Annotated in this window: 17 protein-coding genes and 2 tRNA genes; 9 read left to right on the top strand and 10 right to left on the bottom strand. The window is 60.3% G+C overall.

Annotation, left to right across the window (positions count from 1 at the left end; all coding sequences use genetic code 11):
• Positions 1 to 29 precede the first annotated feature (29 nt).
• Positions 30 to 863, top strand: coding sequence for a RibD family protein (locus OP496_RS01900; protein WP_280561669.1), 834 nt, complete (start codon positions 30 to 32; stop codon positions 861 to 863).
• 55 nt (positions 864 to 918) lie between these two features.
• Here the strand turns inward: OP496_RS01900 and OP496_RS01895 are convergent, their stop codons facing one another.
• The 5 genes from OP496_RS01895 to OP496_RS01875 all read right to left on the bottom strand — a co-directional run bounded on the left by OP496_RS01895 (position 919) and on the right by OP496_RS01875 (position 5,268).
• Positions 919 to 1,899 carry a lysylphosphatidylglycerol synthase transmembrane domain-containing protein gene (locus OP496_RS01895; protein ID WP_280561668.1) on the bottom strand — a complete coding sequence of 327 codons (981 nt, stop codon included), beginning with the start codon at positions 1,897 to 1,899 and terminating at the stop codon, positions 919 to 921.
• On the bottom strand, positions 1,886 to 2,752 hold the full coding sequence (locus OP496_RS01890) for a class I SAM-dependent methyltransferase (RefSeq protein WP_280561667.1): 867 nt from the start codon (positions 2,750 to 2,752) through the stop codon (positions 1,886 to 1,888). The genes OP496_RS01895 and OP496_RS01890 overlap by 14 nt, the downstream gene beginning before the upstream one ends.
• On the bottom strand, positions 2,749 to 3,798 hold the full coding sequence (locus OP496_RS01885) for a glycosyltransferase family 4 protein (RefSeq protein WP_280561665.1): 1,050 nt from the start codon (positions 3,796 to 3,798) through the stop codon (positions 2,749 to 2,751). Before OP496_RS01885 ends, OP496_RS01890 begins: the two co-directional genes overlap by 4 nt.
• Entirely contained in the window at positions 3,795 to 4,193 is a 399-nt protein-coding gene (locus OP496_RS01880; protein WP_280561663.1) for a 6-carboxytetrahydropterin synthase, read from the bottom strand. The genes OP496_RS01885 and OP496_RS01880 overlap by 4 nt, the downstream gene beginning before the upstream one ends.
• A gap of 97 nt (positions 4,194 to 4,290) precedes the next feature.
• The gene (locus OP496_RS01875; protein WP_280561661.1) at positions 4,291 to 5,268 is read right to left on the bottom strand and encodes a zinc-binding alcohol dehydrogenase; all 978 of its coding nucleotides are present in this window, start codon (positions 5,266 to 5,268) and stop codon (positions 4,291 to 4,293) included.
• A 179-nt stretch (positions 5,269 to 5,447) separates the two neighbouring features.
• On the opposite strand from OP496_RS01875, the gene OP496_RS01870 reads away from it, so the two are divergent.
• Entirely contained in the window at positions 5,448 to 6,200 is a 753-nt protein-coding gene (locus tag OP496_RS01870; RefSeq protein WP_280561659.1) for a CDP-alcohol phosphatidyltransferase family protein, read from the top strand.
• 126 nt (positions 6,201 to 6,326) lie between these two features.
• Complete coding sequence (locus OP496_RS01865; RefSeq protein ID WP_280561658.1) at positions 6,327 to 7,352, top strand: succinylglutamate desuccinylase/aspartoacylase family protein; 1,026 nt, start codon at positions 6,327 to 6,329, stop codon at positions 7,350 to 7,352.
• Positions 7,353 to 7,371: 19 nt separating this feature from the next.
• On the opposite strand, the gene dusA is transcribed toward OP496_RS01865, so the two are convergent.
• The 4 genes from dusA to OP496_RS01845 all read right to left on the bottom strand — a co-directional run bounded on the left by dusA (position 7,372) and on the right by OP496_RS01845 (position 10,434).
• Positions 7,372 to 8,418 carry a tRNA dihydrouridine(20/20a) synthase DusA gene (dusA, locus tag OP496_RS01860; RefSeq protein ID WP_280561657.1) on the bottom strand — a complete coding sequence of 349 codons (1,047 nt, stop codon included), beginning with the start codon at positions 8,416 to 8,418 and terminating at the stop codon, positions 7,372 to 7,374.
• 228 nt (positions 8,419 to 8,646) lie between these two features.
• On the bottom strand, positions 8,647 to 8,991 hold the full coding sequence (locus OP496_RS01855) for a hypothetical protein (RefSeq protein WP_280561656.1): 345 nt from the start codon (positions 8,989 to 8,991) through the stop codon (positions 8,647 to 8,649).
• 413 nt (positions 8,992 to 9,404) lie between these two features.
• Positions 9,405 to 9,698 (bottom strand): hypothetical protein, encoded by a 294-nt coding sequence (locus tag OP496_RS01850; RefSeq protein WP_280561655.1) that lies wholly within the window; start codon positions 9,696 to 9,698, stop codon positions 9,405 to 9,407.
• A 91-nt stretch (positions 9,699 to 9,789) separates the two neighbouring features.
• Complete coding sequence (locus OP496_RS01845; protein ID WP_280561653.1) at positions 9,790 to 10,434, bottom strand: helix-turn-helix transcriptional regulator; 645 nt, start codon at positions 10,432 to 10,434, stop codon at positions 9,790 to 9,792.
• A 409-nt stretch (positions 10,435 to 10,843) separates the two neighbouring features.
• On the opposite strand from OP496_RS01845, the gene OP496_RS01840 reads away from it, so the two are divergent.
• The 4 genes from OP496_RS01840 (at position 10,844) to OP496_RS01825 (ending at position 13,630) form a co-directional block, all read left to right on the top strand.
• Entirely contained in the window at positions 10,844 to 11,740 is an 897-nt protein-coding gene (locus OP496_RS01840; RefSeq protein WP_280561651.1) for a LysR family transcriptional regulator, read from the top strand.
• An 82-nt stretch (positions 11,741 to 11,822) separates the two neighbouring features.
• Positions 11,823 to 13,301 (top strand): glutamate--tRNA ligase, encoded by a 1,479-nt coding sequence (gene gltX / locus OP496_RS01835; RefSeq protein WP_280561650.1) that lies wholly within the window; start codon positions 11,823 to 11,825, stop codon positions 13,299 to 13,301.
• A gap of 161 nt (positions 13,302 to 13,462) precedes the next feature.
• Positions 13,463 to 13,538: transfer RNA gene (locus OP496_RS01830), tRNA-Ala, on the top strand.
• A 16-nt stretch (positions 13,539 to 13,554) separates the two neighbouring features.
• Positions 13,555 to 13,630: transfer RNA gene (locus OP496_RS01825), tRNA-Glu, on the top strand.
• A 486-nt stretch (positions 13,631 to 14,116) separates the two neighbouring features.
• On the opposite strand, the gene gltA is transcribed toward OP496_RS01825, so the two are convergent.
• A complete protein-coding gene (gltA, locus tag OP496_RS01820; protein ID WP_280561648.1) occupies positions 14,117 to 15,403 on the bottom strand; it encodes a citrate synthase in 1,287 nt (428 codons plus the stop codon).
• A 393-nt stretch (positions 15,404 to 15,796) separates the two neighbouring features.
• Between gltA and sdhC the strand changes: the two genes are divergently transcribed.
• Both sdhC and sdhD read left to right on the top strand, forming a co-directional pair.
• The gene (sdhC, locus tag OP496_RS01815; protein WP_075369620.1) at positions 15,797 to 16,174 is read left to right on the top strand and encodes a succinate dehydrogenase, cytochrome b556 subunit; all 378 of its coding nucleotides are present in this window, start codon (positions 15,797 to 15,799) and stop codon (positions 16,172 to 16,174) included.
• Positions 16,168 to 16,515 (top strand): succinate dehydrogenase, hydrophobic membrane anchor protein, encoded by a 348-nt coding sequence (sdhD, locus tag OP496_RS01810; protein ID WP_040244087.1) that lies wholly within the window; start codon positions 16,168 to 16,170, stop codon positions 16,513 to 16,515. Before sdhC ends, sdhD begins: the two co-directional genes overlap by 7 nt.
• Position 16,516 lies beyond the last annotated feature (1 nt).

Here is a 16,516-nt window from a genome sequence, read left to right as displayed (position 1 = left end):
TTTCGTTGGCACACGGCACGGGAGACCGTATGAGTCCTGCGACACTCGATGTGGCGCTGGCCTGGCAAGGGATTTGCGAGGCTCGGCGCGAGGATTGGGACGGCCATGCGGCGTTGACGCTGGCAGCCGGCCGACTGCGTGTCTGGCGTGGCGGTGCCTGGCAGGCCGAGGATCCGGTCACGGCGGAGGCGACGGCACTGCTCGATAGTCTGCTGCCGAGCAGCGCCACGCCCGGGCGCTTCGTCATTGCGCAGCTGGGGCAGAGCCTCGATGGACGTATTGCCACGATCACCGGTGCCTCGCACTACGTCACCGGCGAGGCGAGTCGTGTGCATCTGCATCGCCTGCGCGCGCTGGTCGATGCCGTGGTGATCGGGGCGGGCACGGCCTGTGCCGACGATCCGCAACTCACCGTGCGGCATGTAACGGGGAGCAACCCGGTACGCGTGATTCTCGATCCCAACGGCCGCGTGCCCGCGGCTAGCGCTGTATTCCAGCGCGGCGATGCCCCGACGTTGCATATCACCCGGCATCCGTTGCCACGCGATGCCCTGGGCGCGCACGTCGAGTCGCTGGTGCCCGACGGCGCGGCCGATCTGACGCCGTCGGCGCTGCTCGACACCCTGGCGGCACGCGGGCTTCGCCGCGTGCTCATCGAGGGCGGCGGACAGACCGTGTCGCGGTTCCTGGCGGATGGCCAGCTCGATCGTTTGCATGTGGTCGTGGCGCCGCTGTTGATCGGTTCGGGGCGCCCGGCGGTGAGCCTGGCAGAAATCGAGACCCTCGACGCCGCCCTGCGTCCGCCGTGTCGTACCTTTGCGATGGGCGATGACACGCTGTTCGATCTGGCGCTGCGTTCCTGAGGCCGATTTTAACGCCGGATTGTCGAGTGCAGCTCTTTTGTAAATACCCTCTGCGTCATCGCGCATGGCAGTCTCCTCCACTCTTGCTCGTCAGCGGGGCGCTTGCTTGTGCATCACGGTCGCGATGCTGGCGACGCCGGTGGCAGAGCAGCCAGGCGCCTGGCAGGCTCGAGACCAGCACTACGACGCCGTAAATCAGCGAAATGGCCACGCCCTGGGCGGGATCGAGACCGGCGCCCATCCATACCAGCGCGGCGGCACTCTCACGTAGCCCCCAGCCGGCTACCGAGAGGGGAATCGCCATGACCATCAGCACCGGCGGAATCAACGGCAATAGCGTAGCGAAGTCGATATCAGCTCCCGCAGCGCGGGCGGCGATGGCATAGACGGCGATATAGCTCGCCACCACGCCCAGCGAACTGAGGCATTGCCAGAGCCACATGCGCGAGGCGACCAGGGCGGTGCCGAGGTCGTCCAGCGTGTTGCGCAGCCAGGCCGGAGGACGGCGATAACCCCAGATCCCCAACACGCTCAGCATGATGATTACTGTCGTTAGTGCACCAGGGGCATTCCCCAGCCGGGCAAGGCCACCGAGCATGCTATCGCGCAAGGTCGGCGAAGATAGCAGCCCCACGATGGCGATCACGGCCAGCATCAGTTGGCCGGAGAGGCGTTCGATGATCACCGCGCGCCACGCCCGTGGACGATCGCTGCTCGACCGGGCATGGCGCCAGGCCCGTGAGGCGTCGCCAATGACGCCGCCCGGTAGTACCTGGTTGAGGAAAGTGGCCATATAGTATTCCTCTACGGCACGACGCAGCGGTAGCGTCAGTCCCATACGGCGGGCGGTCAGGCGCCAGCGCCAGGCGGAGAGCACCACCTGGGGCACGCTGATGGCCAATGCCAGCAACAGCCAGCCTGGCGAGGGGGTAACGAAGGCGTCACGCAGCGCCCGCGTATCGAGTTGCCAGGCGAGCGCTCCGATCAGCACCAGGCTGACGCCCAGACGTGCAAGGGTTGCGTTAGCGGGACGCATGGTCTGGCTCCGGGGCGGCGAACAGGTCGCGGTGCCCGACGTGCAGGTCGAGATGCCCCCGGTAGAGGGCCTCCCGGCGGCGTTGCCACCAGCGTTCGATGCGCTGGCGATCGTGCGGGGCTTGCTCACGGGCGGCGGCGGCCCAGCCATCGATAAGGTTCAGTGCCAGCGGGCGCTGCGCTGGCGTCAGGCGCCAGGTGCTTTCAGCGTTGACGATGTGAAAGCCTCTGGCGGTGAAGGCTGCGATCAATGTCTGGGGCGCCGTGGTGCCCAGCGCAGGTCCGAGACCCTTATCGCGGCGTTGATGCGCGGCGAGTATCTCGAAGAGCCAGGCATCTTCGGCATCATTGACCGCCACGTCATCGGTCTGGAAACGAATATTGCCGTCCACGTTGAGCGTGATTAATGTCGCGGCGCGATGAGCCGCGCAGGCGTCGGCCAGGGCCTCGACCCAGGTGGCACTGACCAGGTCGCACAGCGCCGAGGCGCTGACGAGGTCGATACCGGCGAACCATGACGCGTCGAGCGCATGCAGGTCACGCTGGTATGTGGTCACGCGGAGGGGCGTTCCCGCATTATCGCGCAAGGAATGACAGCGCTCCACAGCATGGCCGAGCAGGGCATCGTCATGATCGAGCAGATGCCAGTGCTGAGGGCCGGGCAAGCGAGGCGCGAGATAGCGCACATTGGCGCCGCTACCACTGCCGAGATCGAGTAGTTGCCAGGGCACTTGGCGCTCACGCGTGGCAAGCCAGTCGACGGCGGCCTGCATGGGGGCCGTGGCGCGAGCATCGTGATCGGCCTGCTCGCGCTGCGCTAGCCAGGACTCGCTGAACGTGCCGGCGGTGTTCATTCGGCGCCTCGTTGCAAAGCGGTGGCAAAGGCTGCACCGACCTGTGACCAATCGCGCAGCGAGGCCCGGGCGCGCTCGGCGCCTTCGCGCCATGTCTGACGCTTGCTCGGGTCACCGAGCATCTCGCGCAGGGCGCCGGCGAGTGCAGCGATATCGCCGGCGGGCACCTTGAGGCCGGCATCGTCGGGCAGCGTATGGGCGAGCGCGCCGCCAGTGGTGGTGACCACGGGCAGGGCATGCGCCAAGGCTTCGCTGACGACCATGCCGTAGCCCTCGTAATGAGATGGCAGCACGAAGATGTCGCTGGCGTGATAGGCCTCGTCCAGCGCATCGGCGGGTCGCTCGCCGAGCAGGTGGATGCGTTCTTCCAGGCCGTGGGCGGCGATGCGTGCCTGGACATGCTCGACATGTGCCGGTGCGCGATCCAGACCACCGATGCAGTCGCATGTCCAGGGCAGGTCGGTCAGCGTGGTCAGCGCTTCGATGAGCACGTCATGCCCCTTGCGCGGAGTGACCGTGGCCACGCACAAAAGGCGTGGCACCTCAGTGTTGCCACGTGCTACCGGGGCGCGCTCCACGCCGGGTTCGACCACGTGCAAGCGCTCAGGACCGACCTGGAAATCCGCTAAACGCCGAGCGGTGAAAGGGCTGGTGACGATGACGTCGCGCACCGCCGACAGTGCGCGCGTTTCGCTGATCAGGAAGTGCTCGCGTTCGGCGTCGCCGAGGCCGGTTTCGTCGGCGAGCGGATGGTGAACCAGGGCGGTGAGCGTCAAACGCTGGGCGTGGGCCTCGAGAACGTCGGGCAACCCGCCCATCGCGAGTCCATCGATGATCACATGGGCGCCTGTGGGCCTGGCCGCCAAGGCGTTTTCCAGTGCCTTTTTCGCCGTGGCGTCGGGTTCGGGAAAACGCCCCTCGAGGCCGATGACCTCGACCGGCCAGCCGTGTTCGCGCAGGGCGGTGGCGATGCGCGCATCGTAGACGTAGCCGCCGGTCAACTGCGCCGGGTCGCCGGCGACGATCAGGGTCACGGGATGGCTCATATCGCGCCCTCGTAATTCGCCCAGGCAATATGCGATTCATGCAGCGTGACGCCGAGGGCCGTCAGGCCATGCCCGGTCTCGCCGAGCTCGCCCTGGCGGATGGCGTGGGCGAGGCGTTCGAAAATCACCTTGGCCATGAACTCGGTGGTCGTGTTGCGGCCCTGGAATTCGGGCACGTCGTCGAGGTTGTTGAAATTGAGATCGCCCAGAATGCGGGACAGCGTCTGGCTGGCCAGGCCGATATCGACGATGAGATCGTCGCGATCGAGCTCGGGGCGCTTGAAGGCGACATCGACCACGTAGGTGGCACCGTGCAAGCGTTGCGCGGGGCCGAAGACCTCGCCGTTGAAACTGTGCGCGATCATGAAATGGTCTCTAACCGTCAGGCTGAACATCCGTGTGACTCCTGTTGTATTGCCGACTATGTGTATTACCGGTTGTGCGTGTTAGTGGTTATGCGTGTAACACGGGCGCCACCGCCTGGCGATAGCGTCACGAATAGCGTATGCGATGACACAGTGCCGGGCGATCCGCGTCGCTCAGGCGTGCCAAGGTGGTGGGTAAGTCTTGAAAATCGCTTTCAGCGTCGATCAAGGCATCGAGGCGGGCGTCGCGCAGTAGCGTCAGAGCCAGTTGCAGGCGCTGGGCATGACTGCGTCGCGCGCGTCGCGCTGGCGAGACACCGCCGACCTGGCTGGCACGCAGCGTCAACCGCCGAGAGTGAAAAGCCTCGCCGAGGGGTAGTGTGACCTCGTCGCGTCCGAACCAGCTCAGTTCGATGATCTCCGCTTCGTATCCCGCCAGTGTCAGGGCGCTGCGTAGGCCGTGCGGATTGCCGCTAGCGTTGATCACGATGTCCTGTTCATCCTCGGCATCGTGTGGATGACGAAAGGGCAGGCCAAGCTCAGCGGCCAGCTCGGCCTTGCCGGCATCGATGTCGAGCAATTGAACGCGCACGCCAGCAGTCTGTTGGCACAACCAGGCGACCAGGCTACCGACCACGCCGGCGCCGATAACGCTGATTCGGTCGCCGACGCGTGGGGCGGCGTCCCACAAAGCGTTGACGGCGGTTTCCATGTTGGCCGCGAGGACCGCGCGTGTGGCGGGAAGATCCTCGGGTAGGGGAACGACGGCCTCGATGGGAACGATATAGCGTGTCTGGTGAGGATAGAGACAGAAGACCTCGCGGCCGCACCAGGCCTCCGGTCCCTCCTCGACCACGCCGACGTTGGCATAGCCATATTTGACCGGCCCCGGGAAATCCCCTTCCTGAAAAGGCGCACGCATGCGTGTATATTCGCTCTCCGGGATCTTGTCTTGAAAAACGAGGTTTTCGGTTCCGCGGCTGACGGCGCTGTAGCGTGTTCTGACCAACAGCTCATGCGTTTGGCGGGAGGGCAAGGCGTGCTGTTTGATCTCACCGTGCCCCGGTGCCTGTATCCAGAAAGCCTGGGCGTTCGCTGCGAGCATGGCAAATCTCCTTATTCACCTTGAGTATCGTCCATGACATCATTCATGTACAGGTATTGTACATATCTGCTTTTCTGTACCACTTTATTTCCAGTCGTGAGTGCCATCAGCGTAGTGAAAATAGCGCTGAGCATCGGTATCTCTGCCATAGTGAGACCAGAAAGTTTCGGAGAAAGGGCATGCGTTCCACCTCACCCCATATTACTGGTCGCAAGCCGTCCTTGGTGCATGGTTTGCCGGCGGTCCTTGAACTGCTGTTAGGTCTATGCCTTGTGGGAGTGCTGGTAGAGGCCGTGCAGTGGCACCTGACAGCACCCGTGGGGCTTGGCTGGTCGGTAGGGGGGGTATACTTGGGCATGGCGCTGATCATCCTCTGGGCATGGCCGGCGGCACGGCGCTGGTTGGGCTGGGCTAATCGCGTGACTCTGCTGCGGGGAGTGCTGATCGCATTGCTTGCCGGCAGTATGGCCTTTCCTGCTTTCATGCAGCGCCATGCACTGGAAATGGCAGGGCTGGCACTGTTGGCCTTGTGCCTGGATGGCCTTGATGGCTGGGTAGCCCGGCAGACGCAATCCGCCACTGCCTTCGGGGCCCGCTTCGATATGGAATTGGATGCCTTCTTCATCGCTGTACTGTGCTGCGCGCTCATCGTGCTCGACAAGCTCGGGGGGTGGGTGCTGGTAGTGGGCGCCATGCGTTACACCTTCGTAGCGGCGGGGTATGCATGGACATGGTTGCGTCGACCGTTGCCCCAGAGCCGGCGCCGCAAGCTGATATGTGTCTGGCAAGTCGCTAGTCTGTTGGTGGCGCTGCTGCCGTTCGTCTCCCCCCTCTGGGCCATGCTCTGTGTGGGTCTGGCGCTGGTATTACTGATGTACTCGTTTGCGAGTGATATCGCGTGGCTATATCGCCATCGACGCATGCGTATCTAAGGTGACGGTCTGGGAGAGGTCAGGGCCCTCCAGTGACGGCTAAAATAAGAATCGCTTGCATGACTTGGCCTCATGAGGCGCCATGGCGGGTATAAAGAATCCGCCATCTACGGTATAGGAACACGCATGGCTCGCGCTCCCTTCGAACTTGCCGGTACGCGTATTCCGCCCGGCAGCCGGGCACAGATCGATGTACCGGTGGCCAAGCTTTACACCCATGCACCGCTGCATATTCCCGTCGAGGTCGTTCATGGCCGTCAACCAGGACCGGTGCTGCTGGTGTGCGGGGCCATCCACGGTGACGAAATCAACGGCGTCGAGATCGTGCGTCGCATGCTTAGGCTGGCGTCGCTATCGCGCTTGCGGGGCACGTTGATCGCGGTGCCGATCGTCAATGTCTTCGGTTTCGTGCAGCAGACGCGTTACTTGCCCGACCGACGCGACTTGAATCGCTGCTTTCCGGGGAGTGAGGTCGGATCGCTGGGCTCGCGCGTCGCGTCGCTGTTTCGCGAGCAGATCGTCGACTTGGCGACACACATCGTCGATTTGCATACCGGGGCACTTCATCGCACTAATCTTCCGCAGGTGCGAGCACAGCTCCAGAATCGACCTGAGATCCAGGCCATGGCCGAGGCGCTTGGGGTGCCGGTGATTCTCAATGCCGAGTTGCGCGAGGGAAGTCTGCGGGAATATGCGCAGTCACGTGATGTGCCGGTGCTGACCTATGAAGCTGGCGAGGCGCTGCGTTTCGATGAGTGGGCGATCGCGCCGGGGGTAAGAGGTGTGCAGCGCGTGATGCGTTTGCTGGGCATGCTCCCCACCGATCGGCGTCGTCATGCGCCTGCAGTGGCGGAGGTCGCCAATGGCTCGAGTTGGGCTCGCTCGCCCAGCGACGGCATTCTGCGGCCTCGGACGCGGTTGGGCGCACGCGTTGCACGGGGCGATGTGCTGGGACGCGTTGCCGATCCGTTCGGTAATGCCGAGCAGGAAGTGCTCGCCAACGCCGATGGTATCGTCATTGGCATGAGCAATCTGCCGCTCGCCAATGAGGGCGAAGCACTGTTTCATGTGGCGCGCTTCGATGAAATCGAAGAGGCTGAGAACGCCGTTGAAACCTTCCACTCCGATTTCGAGACCCGCCAGGAGCTATAGCCTGGCCCACTGCGTCAGCTCAGGCGACGGCGTTTGCGGTGTCGAGCTCGCGCACCTTGGCCAATGCTTCGTCGAAAACCTCCAGCCCGGCACCGTGGCGATGGGCATTTTCCGACAGGTGACGCCGAAACTGACGCCCGCCGGGGCAGCCTTGGAACAGGCCGAGCAGGTGGCGGGTGACGTGGTTGAGCTTGGCCCCTTCTGCCAAGCGTTCGGCGATGTAGGGCCGGAAAGCACGCGCGGCCGCATGGCGGCTACTCACGGGCGAGGTGCCGCCGTAGATGGCGGCATCGATACCGGCCAGTCGCCAGGGATTCTGGTACGCCTCACGCCCGATCATCACGCTATCCACCTTCTCGAGCTGCGCTTGGCACTCGTCCAGCGTCTTGATACCGCCGTTGATGCCGATATGAAGGTCGGGATACTGCGCCTTGAGACGATGCACGCGTGGATAATTGAGCGGCGGCACGTCACGGTTTTCCTTGGGCGAGAGCCCCTCGAGCCAGGCCTTTCGGGCATGCACGATGAAGACCTCGCAGCCGGCATCAGCGACACGCTCGATGAAGTGCGCCAGGTCGGCGTCTTCGTCCTGTTCGTCGATGCCGATGCGGCACTTGACCGTGACCGGGATCGAAACTGCTGCTTGCATGGCACGGACCGCCGCCGCCACCTTGCCTGGGTGCTCCATGAGGCAGGCACCAATCAGGTTGTTCTGTACCCGATCGCTGGGACAACCGACGTTCAGATTGACTTCATCGTAGCCCCAGGTTTCGGCGATGGCGGCGCATTCCGCCAGTGCAGCAGGATCGCTGCCGCCTAGTTGTAGCGCCACCGGATGCTCCACGTCGCTATACCCGAGAAAGCGCTCGCGCGGAGAGCCATGCAGAATCGCCCCGGTCGTGACCATTTCGGTATACAGCAGCGCCTCACGCGTCAGTGTACGGGCAAACGCGCGGTAGTCGCGGGTCGTCCAATCCATCATCGGGGCGACGGAGAAAGTCCTATCCAGATTGCGGTGCTTGGTGCCAGTACTCATGCCGGTTGGAGCAGTTGCGTTATCACTCATAACTGTTCATATTTACAGTGTTTTGGTTAGGTTTTTCGAACCATGCTGGTACTCATTTGGTACTCGCAGTGCTTTCGATTCGGTACCTGGGAGGTTTACTTTGGCGACGATCAGGAAGCGCCGACGAAGGGAGAGCAGCGTCTCATATCTTGCTCAGGTCCGCATCGCTTGGGTCCGGATCGCCGACCTGACCAGCGAATAGCACATGGGTCCCGACATCTAATTGCCTTATTGACGTTTGCCTGCCTGCATGTCCGTTTTAATATCCATGGGGCCGCCGATTTCAGCTTGCTGAGTCTGCTTATCGTAGGCGCATAGTATTTGTAAGCGCTTCTTGGTGCCGCGCTCATGTCCGGTCAGGCGGGCAAGGCCGAAGTGTTTGGAGCCAAAGGGATCCACTGCAATCGTTTCGACATTGAAGCTGTCAGCTGCGGCGGCACGACATGTTTTTTCGACGTTGGCACGGAAGTCGCTCCAAGCTTCTTCGCTGGAGGCTGAGGCCATTGTCGACAAAAGGGGAATACCCACAGTTATGATCGCTAAAGCTACACGGCCATATTTTGCATACTGCATGATGTTCTCCAATATATAGGGTGCTTATGATTTCATAGTCTCTACTGTCAGGCTAGGGCTTAGACTGTCGAGGATAGCGATGCGCTGCATGGGGATCGACGGCGAGAGTCAAGGCGATGCCTGTTCTAGCCTTACTGGCGTATTGATACTTGAAGAGCAGTAGATCTTGTATTGATACTCTCTTACTTTCCGAGACATAACATTAAATTGGGGTTGTTTAATTCAGGTTATTTTGACTACTGAAATTCTTCTGCCACGCTGATCATGTCCGCCACGGAAGGGCGGAAAGCAAGGAAGCTAGGTAAAAAGGACACCTAGGTAAGCACGGAGGCACGGACAGGAAGTCCGTCATGACTGCAAGGAAATGCAGATTTGTACGGAAGCCCGGCCGGGATTGGTCGGGCTTTTTTGTATCAGGGCGATTGGTTGCGCTGATCTCTAAGCTCGCGTTGCGAGTCTTCCAAACGGCGCTGAGAGCGCTTGAGTTGACGCTCTTGCCGCTGGCGCTCGTCGAAACGCTCATCGCGGTGTTCGCTGCGGTTCAGCGACTGGCGACGTTCGATCGTGGTGGCGCGGTCGCTGCTGACGTCACGTTGCAGTTGATTGCGCTGTCGACTGTCGTTGAGCGAGTCGTGCTGGCCAGGGTCATCGGCCAGTACCGACCATGCCAGGGCGAACAGTGTCACCAGCAGAATGGCTTTTATCATGCGGCCTCCCGTTGATGAGGTATGCATTAGTATGGACCAAGATGTGATCCATTAAATCCCTGAGACGGTCAGAAAAGTCTGCCGGGTGGCGTCAATCGCTGTCGTCACGTTGTTTCCAGCGAGCCTGAAGGCGCCCCGCGATATGAAAGGGGAAGGGCTGGTTTGGATCGACAGTAGTGTGGTGCGCAGGATCGGCGATGCGCAACGTCTCGGGTTCAGGCTGGCTCAGATGCTGGATCGTGAGTGCATGCCGCCAGTCGATCAGGTAAAGCCCTTCCTGCCGGAATTGCGAGGTGGGAAGAATGGCAGCGATATCGCCTTCCTCGAGATAGGCGAATGTCTCGCCTGCGCCCGGCGTCACTAGGTAACATCCCCGAACGAGGGTATCGATGGCGGTGCCCGAGGTCGGGAGAGGGACCGCGAGCGTGTGAGCTTTCCACGGCACTGGAGGCATGGCATGTAGTGCCAATAGGGGGGCACTGCCGGGTGCGTCCTCGGTGATACGTTGAGAGGCCGTGGGTGTGGCGACGGCATTGCCATCTTCGAGTAGTCGTTCGAGTGAGCAATGCAGCGCGTTGGCCAGCGCGATGAGTCGCTCATGTCCGACCTGCTTGATGGTGCCGGATTCCCAATAGGAAATCGTGACGTCCGATACGCCGACACGTCTGGCCAAGGCGGCCTTGCTCAAGCCGGCGTATATCCTTAGCTGCTTGATTCGGGGTCCCAGTGCGTCCATGTAGACATCTCGCCATGAGGTTAACGCTTTAGCATATCCAGCCAATACCAAAGTATGTTTCGGGTTGGGGGTTATGACCAGAATGCAGTGCGCATGCCGGAACCGTGTTGCAGCATGGGGAAGGATAGAATGAGGAAGAAAAGAGCGCCGGCCGTTCCGGAGAACAGCCTGGTGGCGCAAAGAAAAGCTCGTTTCACTGAAGATGCCACACGGCACAGGACAGCCGAAGCTGCCTGACGCCGTTAGCGTGCGCGTGGCACTTTCGCTGAGAAAAGACCACGCGTGTCGGGAGCGAAACATCGCCTGCCCGAGCGCTGCCATTATAGGCAGTCGGCCTTTGCGTAATAAGAGGGTACAATCGAAAACTAGTGTTTCTAAATTGGAAACTGGTAGTCGGAGTATCTTCAACATGACGACACTGGATGCATTGCGTGTCTTCGTCGAGGTCGTTCGTGCGGGCAGTTTTACCGCCGCGGCGCGGCGTCTGAGTATCTCCAAGTCGTTGGCTTCCAAGCGTGTGGCTGCACTCGAGGATGAGTTAAGCGTCAGTCTACTCAATCGCTCGACGCGTTCGCTGCGCCTTACGGAAGCTGGACAGATCTATTACGAGCATGGGTTGCGGGTCATCGAGGAGTTGCAGACGGCGGAGGCGCAGGTCCAGTCGGTGACGTCGCAACCTCGGGGGCAACTCAAGGTCAGTGCCCAGGTGAGCTTCGGCTTTATGTACTTGGCAGAGCCGACCACCGCCTTCATGCGCCGCTATCCCGAGATGTCGGTGGAAATCCTGCTCGAGGATCAGCGATTCGAGCCCATCGACGACTCGGTGGACCTGGCCATTCGCATGGGGCCGATGCCGCCATCGAGCCTGGTATCGCGCCCGCTGTGCAAGGTGGTCTATGGCTTGTACGCCGCGCCGGATTACCTGGCCCGTGTCGGACGGCCGCTGCATCCCAAGGACATCGCCGAGTTCGATACAGTGTTCTACGGCAATTACGACCTAGGTGCTCACTGGCGCTTTTCGCTCAATGGACAGCCGCTGGATATAGAGCCCAATTCGCGTCTGGTAATCAATAATCTGCTGGGTGTGGTCGAAGCGGCAAAGGCGGGGTTTGGCTTGGCCTATCTGCCTACATTCGCGGCGCGCGCGGCAGTGGAGGAGGGGCAGCTGACCCCACTCTTGCAGCCGTATTGGAATGAGCACGGCAGCATGTTGGTGTTGTTTCGTTCGCGCAAATACCTGCCTGACAAGACTCGCGCCTACCTGGATTTCATTACGGAGTGGTTTCGCGAGCACCTGGCCTTGTGAAGAAGACGTCGACGGTGCTGATGCCGGGGAGGTGCATGCGTATAATGTCCCCCATCGTCAGTCACCAATGATCGGGAACTTCATGACCGTACGTACACGTATTGCGCCGTCGCCGACCGGCGATCCCCATGTCGGCACGGCCTATATCGCGCTGTTCAACCTATGTTTCGCGCGTCAGCACGGCGGGCAGTTCATCCTCCGTATCGAGGATACGGACCGGATGCGTTCGACGGCCGAGTCGGAGCAGATGATCCTCGACTCTCTGCGCTGGCTGGGGCTCGAATGGGATGAAGGTCCGGATATCGGTGGCCCTCATGGCCCGTATCGGCAGAGCGAGCGTGTCGACATCTATACGCAATATGCACAGCAGTTGCTCGACACCGGGCATGCGTTCAAGTGCTATCGGACCAGCGAGGAACTCGATGAGCTGCGTGAGACACGCAAGGCGGCGGGGCTGCACCTGGCGCTCAAGCCCGCCGACCTGGCGCTTAGCGATGGAGAAGTCGCGCGTCGCGAGCGCGAACAGTGGCCTTACGTGGTGCGCATGAAGGTACCCAGCGAGGGCAGTTGCATCGTCAGCGACATGCTGCGGGGTGAGATCGAAGTCGATTGGGCGCAGGTCGATGCCCAGATCCTGCTCAAGTCTGATGGCATGCCAACGTATCACCTTGCCAATGTCGTCGACGACCATCTGATGGGCATCACGCATGTCATGCGCGGTGAGGAGTGGATCAACTCGGCACCCAAGCACAAGCTGCTGTATGAGTACTTCGGTTGGTCGATGCCGACGCTGTGCCATATGCCATTGCTGCGCAACCCGGACAAGTCGAAGCTGTCCAAGCGCAAGAACCCGACCTCGATCAATTATTATCGGCACATGGGCTTTTTGCCGCAGGCGGTGACCAACTATTTGGGCCGCATGGGGTGGTCCATGCCCAACGACCGCGAGAAATTCACCCTCGAAGAGATGATGGCAAACTTCGATATCCAGCGTGTGTCGCTGGGGGGGCCGGTGTTCGATCTAGAGAAGCTCACTTGGCTCAATGGGGTCTATATCCGCGAGGATCTGGACGATGCTGCCTTGCTGCAGGCCCTGAGAGAGTGGGCCTTCAATGAAGAGTACGTCAGTCAAATTCTGCCGCAGGTACGTCCGCGAATCTCGACACTCTCCGATGTCATGCCGTTGGCCGGGCATTTCTTTTCGGGGGTGCCGCCGCTCGAGGCGTCCAGTTTCGAGGGCATTAAGCTCGAGAATGAGGACTTGCTCAAGTTACTGCAGTTTTTGACCTGGCGACTGGAAGGCGTTTCCAGTTGGCACAAGGAAGCCTTGCTCGACGAGGTCAAGTTCCTGGCCGAGGCGTTCAATATGAAGATGAAAGCGTTTCTGGCACCGGTCTTCATCGCCGTTACGGGGAGCGCGACTTCTACCTCGGTGCTGGATGCCATGGCGATTCTCGGTTCGGACATGACACGGGCACGCTTGCGCCATGCCATCGAGGTGCTGGGGGGTATCTCCAAGAAGCAGACCAAACGCTTCGAGAAGGAATATCGGGAGCTGTAAGCTCCCGGGCTTCGCCCGGAGCTGGAAGAGCGGCGCTGCGCGCCTGGAAGAGGGAAGAAAACTCCAGAGACTGTCTTCCTTCTTCCTTCTTCCTTCTTCCTTCTCAACAGCTATTGACGAATCTCGGCGTTATCAGTATTCTACGCACCGTCTTGAAGCGCGGGGCCTTAGCTCAGATGGGAGAGCGCAACACTGGCAGTGTTGAGGTCAGCGGTTCGATCCCGCTAGGCTCCACCAAGCATCAAGACAATGCGTCCCATTCGTCTAGTGGTCCAGGACACCGCCCTTTCACGGCGGTAACAGGGGTTCAAACCCCCTATGGGACGCCACCCTTGCCCACAGTAGTGGCGATATCAGAGACGCTGAAGCGTCTTTTTTTGTGTCTGCTTCTCGTTCGCCATTAGACGTTTTTATACGTTTTTCCCCTTGACACCTCCGGAATTTTGTCCACTGCCGTGTCGTAACCCTTTTCGTGTTGTGTATAACGCCGGATGAGGCCCCTCATGCTGCGCGCTATTGAAAAATATTCGATTTTTCAATCACTTATAGAAGGTTAAAAATTAACCGATTTGAGCGTAACCGCCTTGTCATGGTGTTCCTGGCGAACTACCGAAAGGTTTTGAACAGGTTTATCCACAGAAAGTGTGGAAAACGCCCAGCGGCGTCAGGGGCAGAAGAACAAGGCTGTGGGAGCGGGAGGTTTTAGGGGCGGGAAGACGCGGAGTCAAACGCAACGGACCGCCCTGAAGGCGGTCCGTGATGCTTGCGTGCAGTAACCTGTCCGGGAGTATCTCGGTTGGGTTGTGGCTAGCAAGTTACTTGGTTGGATAGTCCCGCTGGGAATGACCTATATAGAGCTGACGCGGGCGGCTGATGCGATAGCTGCCGCTGATCATCTCGTTCCAGTGGGAAGTCCAGCCAATCGTACGGGCCATGGCGAAGATGACGGTAAACATGTTGGTCGGAATGCCGATCGCCTTGAGGATGATGCCCGAATAGAAGTCGACGTTTGGATAGAGCTTACGCTCGATGAAATAGTCGTCTTCCAATGCGATCTGCTCGAGCCGCTTGGCGATCTTGAGCTGCGGGTCGTCAGCCATGCCGAGTTCGCCCAGCACCTCGTCGCAGGTTTCCTTCATGACTTTGGCGCGCGGGTCGAAATTGCGATAGACGCGGTGGCCAAAGCCCATCAGCTTGAACGGATCATCCTTGTCCTTGGCGCGGTCGATGAAACGCTGGATGTTCTCCTCGGACTCATCACCGATCTCATCGAGCATGTTGAGCACGGCTTCGTTGGCACCACCGTGAGCCGGACCCCATAGTGCGGCGATGCCGGCACTGATGCAGGCGAAGGGGTTGGCACCGGTCGAACCTGCTAGACGAACCGTCGAGGTGGAGGCGTTCTGTTCATGGTCGGCATGCAGCATGAAGATCCGGTCCATGGCCTTGGCGAAAACCGGGTTGACCACGTAGCTTTCACACGGGTTGCCGAACATCATGTAGAGGAAGTTCTCCGCGTAATCCAGGTCATTGCGCGGATAATTGAATGGCTGGCCTATGTTGTATTTGTGGCACATTGCGGCCAGGGTCGGCATCTTGGCGATCAGGCGAATCGCGCTGACGCGGCGCTCTTCTTCTTTGGTGATGTCCAGATTGTCGTGGTAGAAGGCGGCCAGGCCACCGACGACGCCGCACAGGATCGCCATCGGATGAGCGTCGCGACGGAAGCCCTTGAAGAAGTTGACGAGTTGTTCGTGGACCATGGTGTGATTTCTCACGGTGGCCGCGAAGTCGTCGTATTGTGCCTTGCTGGGGAGCTCTCCGAACAACAGTAGATAACAGAGTTCGACGTAATTGGAGTGCTCGGCGAGTTGGCCGATGGGGTAGCCGCGATGGAGAAGAACGCCTGCAGCACCATCGATGTAGGTGATGCCTGATTCGCAGGAGGCGGTGGCGACGAAGCCCGGGTCGTATGTGAACAGACCTTCACTGGTCAGGCCGCGGACGTCGATCACATCAGGCCCGACGGTGCCGGAGTAGACAGGGAACTCGATCGTCTTGTCCAACCCTTCTACCGTCAACTGCGCTTTCCTGTCAGCCATTATGGCCTCCTCTTTATACCTAAGTCTTTGTCTTGCTTGCCATGCCAGCGAAAATAATGCGCCTACTATAGAACCACGCGGTGGATTGTCAATTGGGCCTAGGGCGCCTGTGACCATGGCGCCGCCGCGCATGGTGTGTCCTGACGTGGCGATAGAAAGGGGGCGAGCAAGGTTTTCACCCGGAAGTGTTACCCTATTTGACGCGTCCATGCGGATGGCTGCAAGGGCTATCTCATTTGTCATGACATCCCCCGGTCCTTATAATCTTAACCCGCGCGACTGGCAGGAGCATGGCTTGGTCATGTAAGCCCTCGACCAAGGCCTCCCCCTCAAACCACCGCCCGCACCGGGTACAGCCCTAGCCGCTGGCGGGCCAAGAGAGTGTGATGAGCCGTGAATAGCAAAAGACCCGTAAACTTAGACCTGACGACTATAAAATTTCCACTTCCCGCATTGACCTCCATTGCCCACCGCATTACCGGTGTCATCCTCTTCGTGGGATTGATCTTCGGTTTCTGGGCCCTCGACGCGTCACTGTCGTCTCCCGAAGGATTCGAAGCAGTGCGTGACACCCTCGCCAACAACGTACTCGCCAAACTGATTGCTTGGGGATTGCTCTCGGCGCTGGGCTTCCACTTCGTGGCCGGCATCAAGCACCTGCTGATGGATGCAGGTATTGGCGTGGATCTCGAGGGCGGATATCGCAAGGCGCAGATCACGGTCGTGATCAGTGCCATCTTGGTGGTTCTGGCAGGAGTCTGGGTATGGTAACCAATATCACGAACCTCGGTCGTAGCGGCCTGTCCGATTGGCTGATCCAGCGAGTCTCGGCCATCATTCTGGCAGTCTATGCCGTATTCATGGTCCTGTATCTACTGTTCCATCCGGGGCTTGATTACGCCACGTGGAGCGGTCTCTTCTCGCAGACCTGGATGCGCATCTTTTCTCTGCTGGCCTTTATTTCCATCGCGGCGCACGCATGGGTCGGCTTGTGGACGGTGTCCACCGACTATCTCAAGCAGGCGGGTGCACGCTTTGCATTTCAAGCGGTCGTCATGCTGGCCATCTTTGTTTTTCTGGTGTGGGGCGTTCAAGTCCTTTGGGGAGCCTAAT

This window comes from Chromohalobacter sp. 48-RD10 (assembly GCF_029889785.1).
In the GTDB taxonomy this organism is placed as follows: domain Bacteria; phylum Pseudomonadota; class Gammaproteobacteria; order Pseudomonadales; family Halomonadaceae; genus Chromohalobacter.
Note: the sequence above shows the minus strand (reverse complement) of the source record. Positions and strands in the feature narration are given on the sequence as shown.

Coding starts and splice junctions, on each gene's coding strand:
- gltX (WP_280561650.1), top strand. CDS start 11,823: ATGACCGTACGTACACGTATTGCGCCGTCGCCGACCGGCGATCCCCAT.
- OP496_RS01890 (WP_280561667.1), bottom strand. CDS start 2,752: ATGAACACCGCCGGCACGTTCAGCGAGTCCTGGCTAGCGCAGCGCGAG.
- OP496_RS01900 (WP_280561669.1), top strand. CDS start 30: ATGAGTCCTGCGACACTCGATGTGGCGCTGGCCTGGCAAGGGATTTGC.
- OP496_RS01850 (WP_280561655.1), bottom strand. CDS start 9,698: ATGATAAAAGCCATTCTGCTGGTGACACTGTTCGCCCTGGCATGGTCG.
- OP496_RS01865 (WP_280561658.1), top strand. CDS start 6,327: ATGGCTCGCGCTCCCTTCGAACTTGCCGGTACGCGTATTCCGCCCGGC.
- OP496_RS01845 (WP_280561653.1), bottom strand. CDS start 10,434: ATGGACGCACTGGGACCCCGAATCAAGCAGCTAAGGATATACGCCGGC.
- OP496_RS01875 (WP_280561661.1), bottom strand. CDS start 5,268: ATGCTCGCAGCGAACGCCCAGGCTTTCTGGATACAGGCACCGGGGCAC.
- OP496_RS01840 (WP_280561651.1), top strand. CDS start 10,844: ATGACGACACTGGATGCATTGCGTGTCTTCGTCGAGGTCGTTCGTGCG.
- OP496_RS01880 (WP_280561663.1), bottom strand. CDS start 4,193: ATGTTCAGCCTGACGGTTAGAGACCATTTCATGATCGCGCACAGTTTC.
- OP496_RS01885 (WP_280561665.1), bottom strand. CDS start 3,798: ATGAGCCATCCCGTGACCCTGATCGTCGCCGGCGACCCGGCGCAGTTG.
- OP496_RS01895 (WP_280561668.1), bottom strand. CDS start 1,899: ATGCGTCCCGCTAACGCAACCCTTGCACGTCTGGGCGTCAGCCTGGTG.
- gltA (WP_280561648.1), bottom strand. CDS start 15,403: ATGGCTGACAGGAAAGCGCAGTTGACGGTAGAAGGGTTGGACAAGACG.
- OP496_RS01855 (WP_280561656.1), bottom strand. CDS start 8,991: ATGCAGTATGCAAAATATGGCCGTGTAGCTTTAGCGATCATAACTGTG.
- dusA (WP_280561657.1), bottom strand. CDS start 8,418: ATGAGTGATAACGCAACTGCTCCAACCGGCATGAGTACTGGCACCAAG.
- sdhD (WP_040244087.1), top strand. CDS start 16,168: ATGGTAACCAATATCACGAACCTCGGTCGTAGCGGCCTGTCCGATTGG.
- OP496_RS01870 (WP_280561659.1), top strand. CDS start 5,448: ATGCGTTCCACCTCACCCCATATTACTGGTCGCAAGCCGTCCTTGGTG.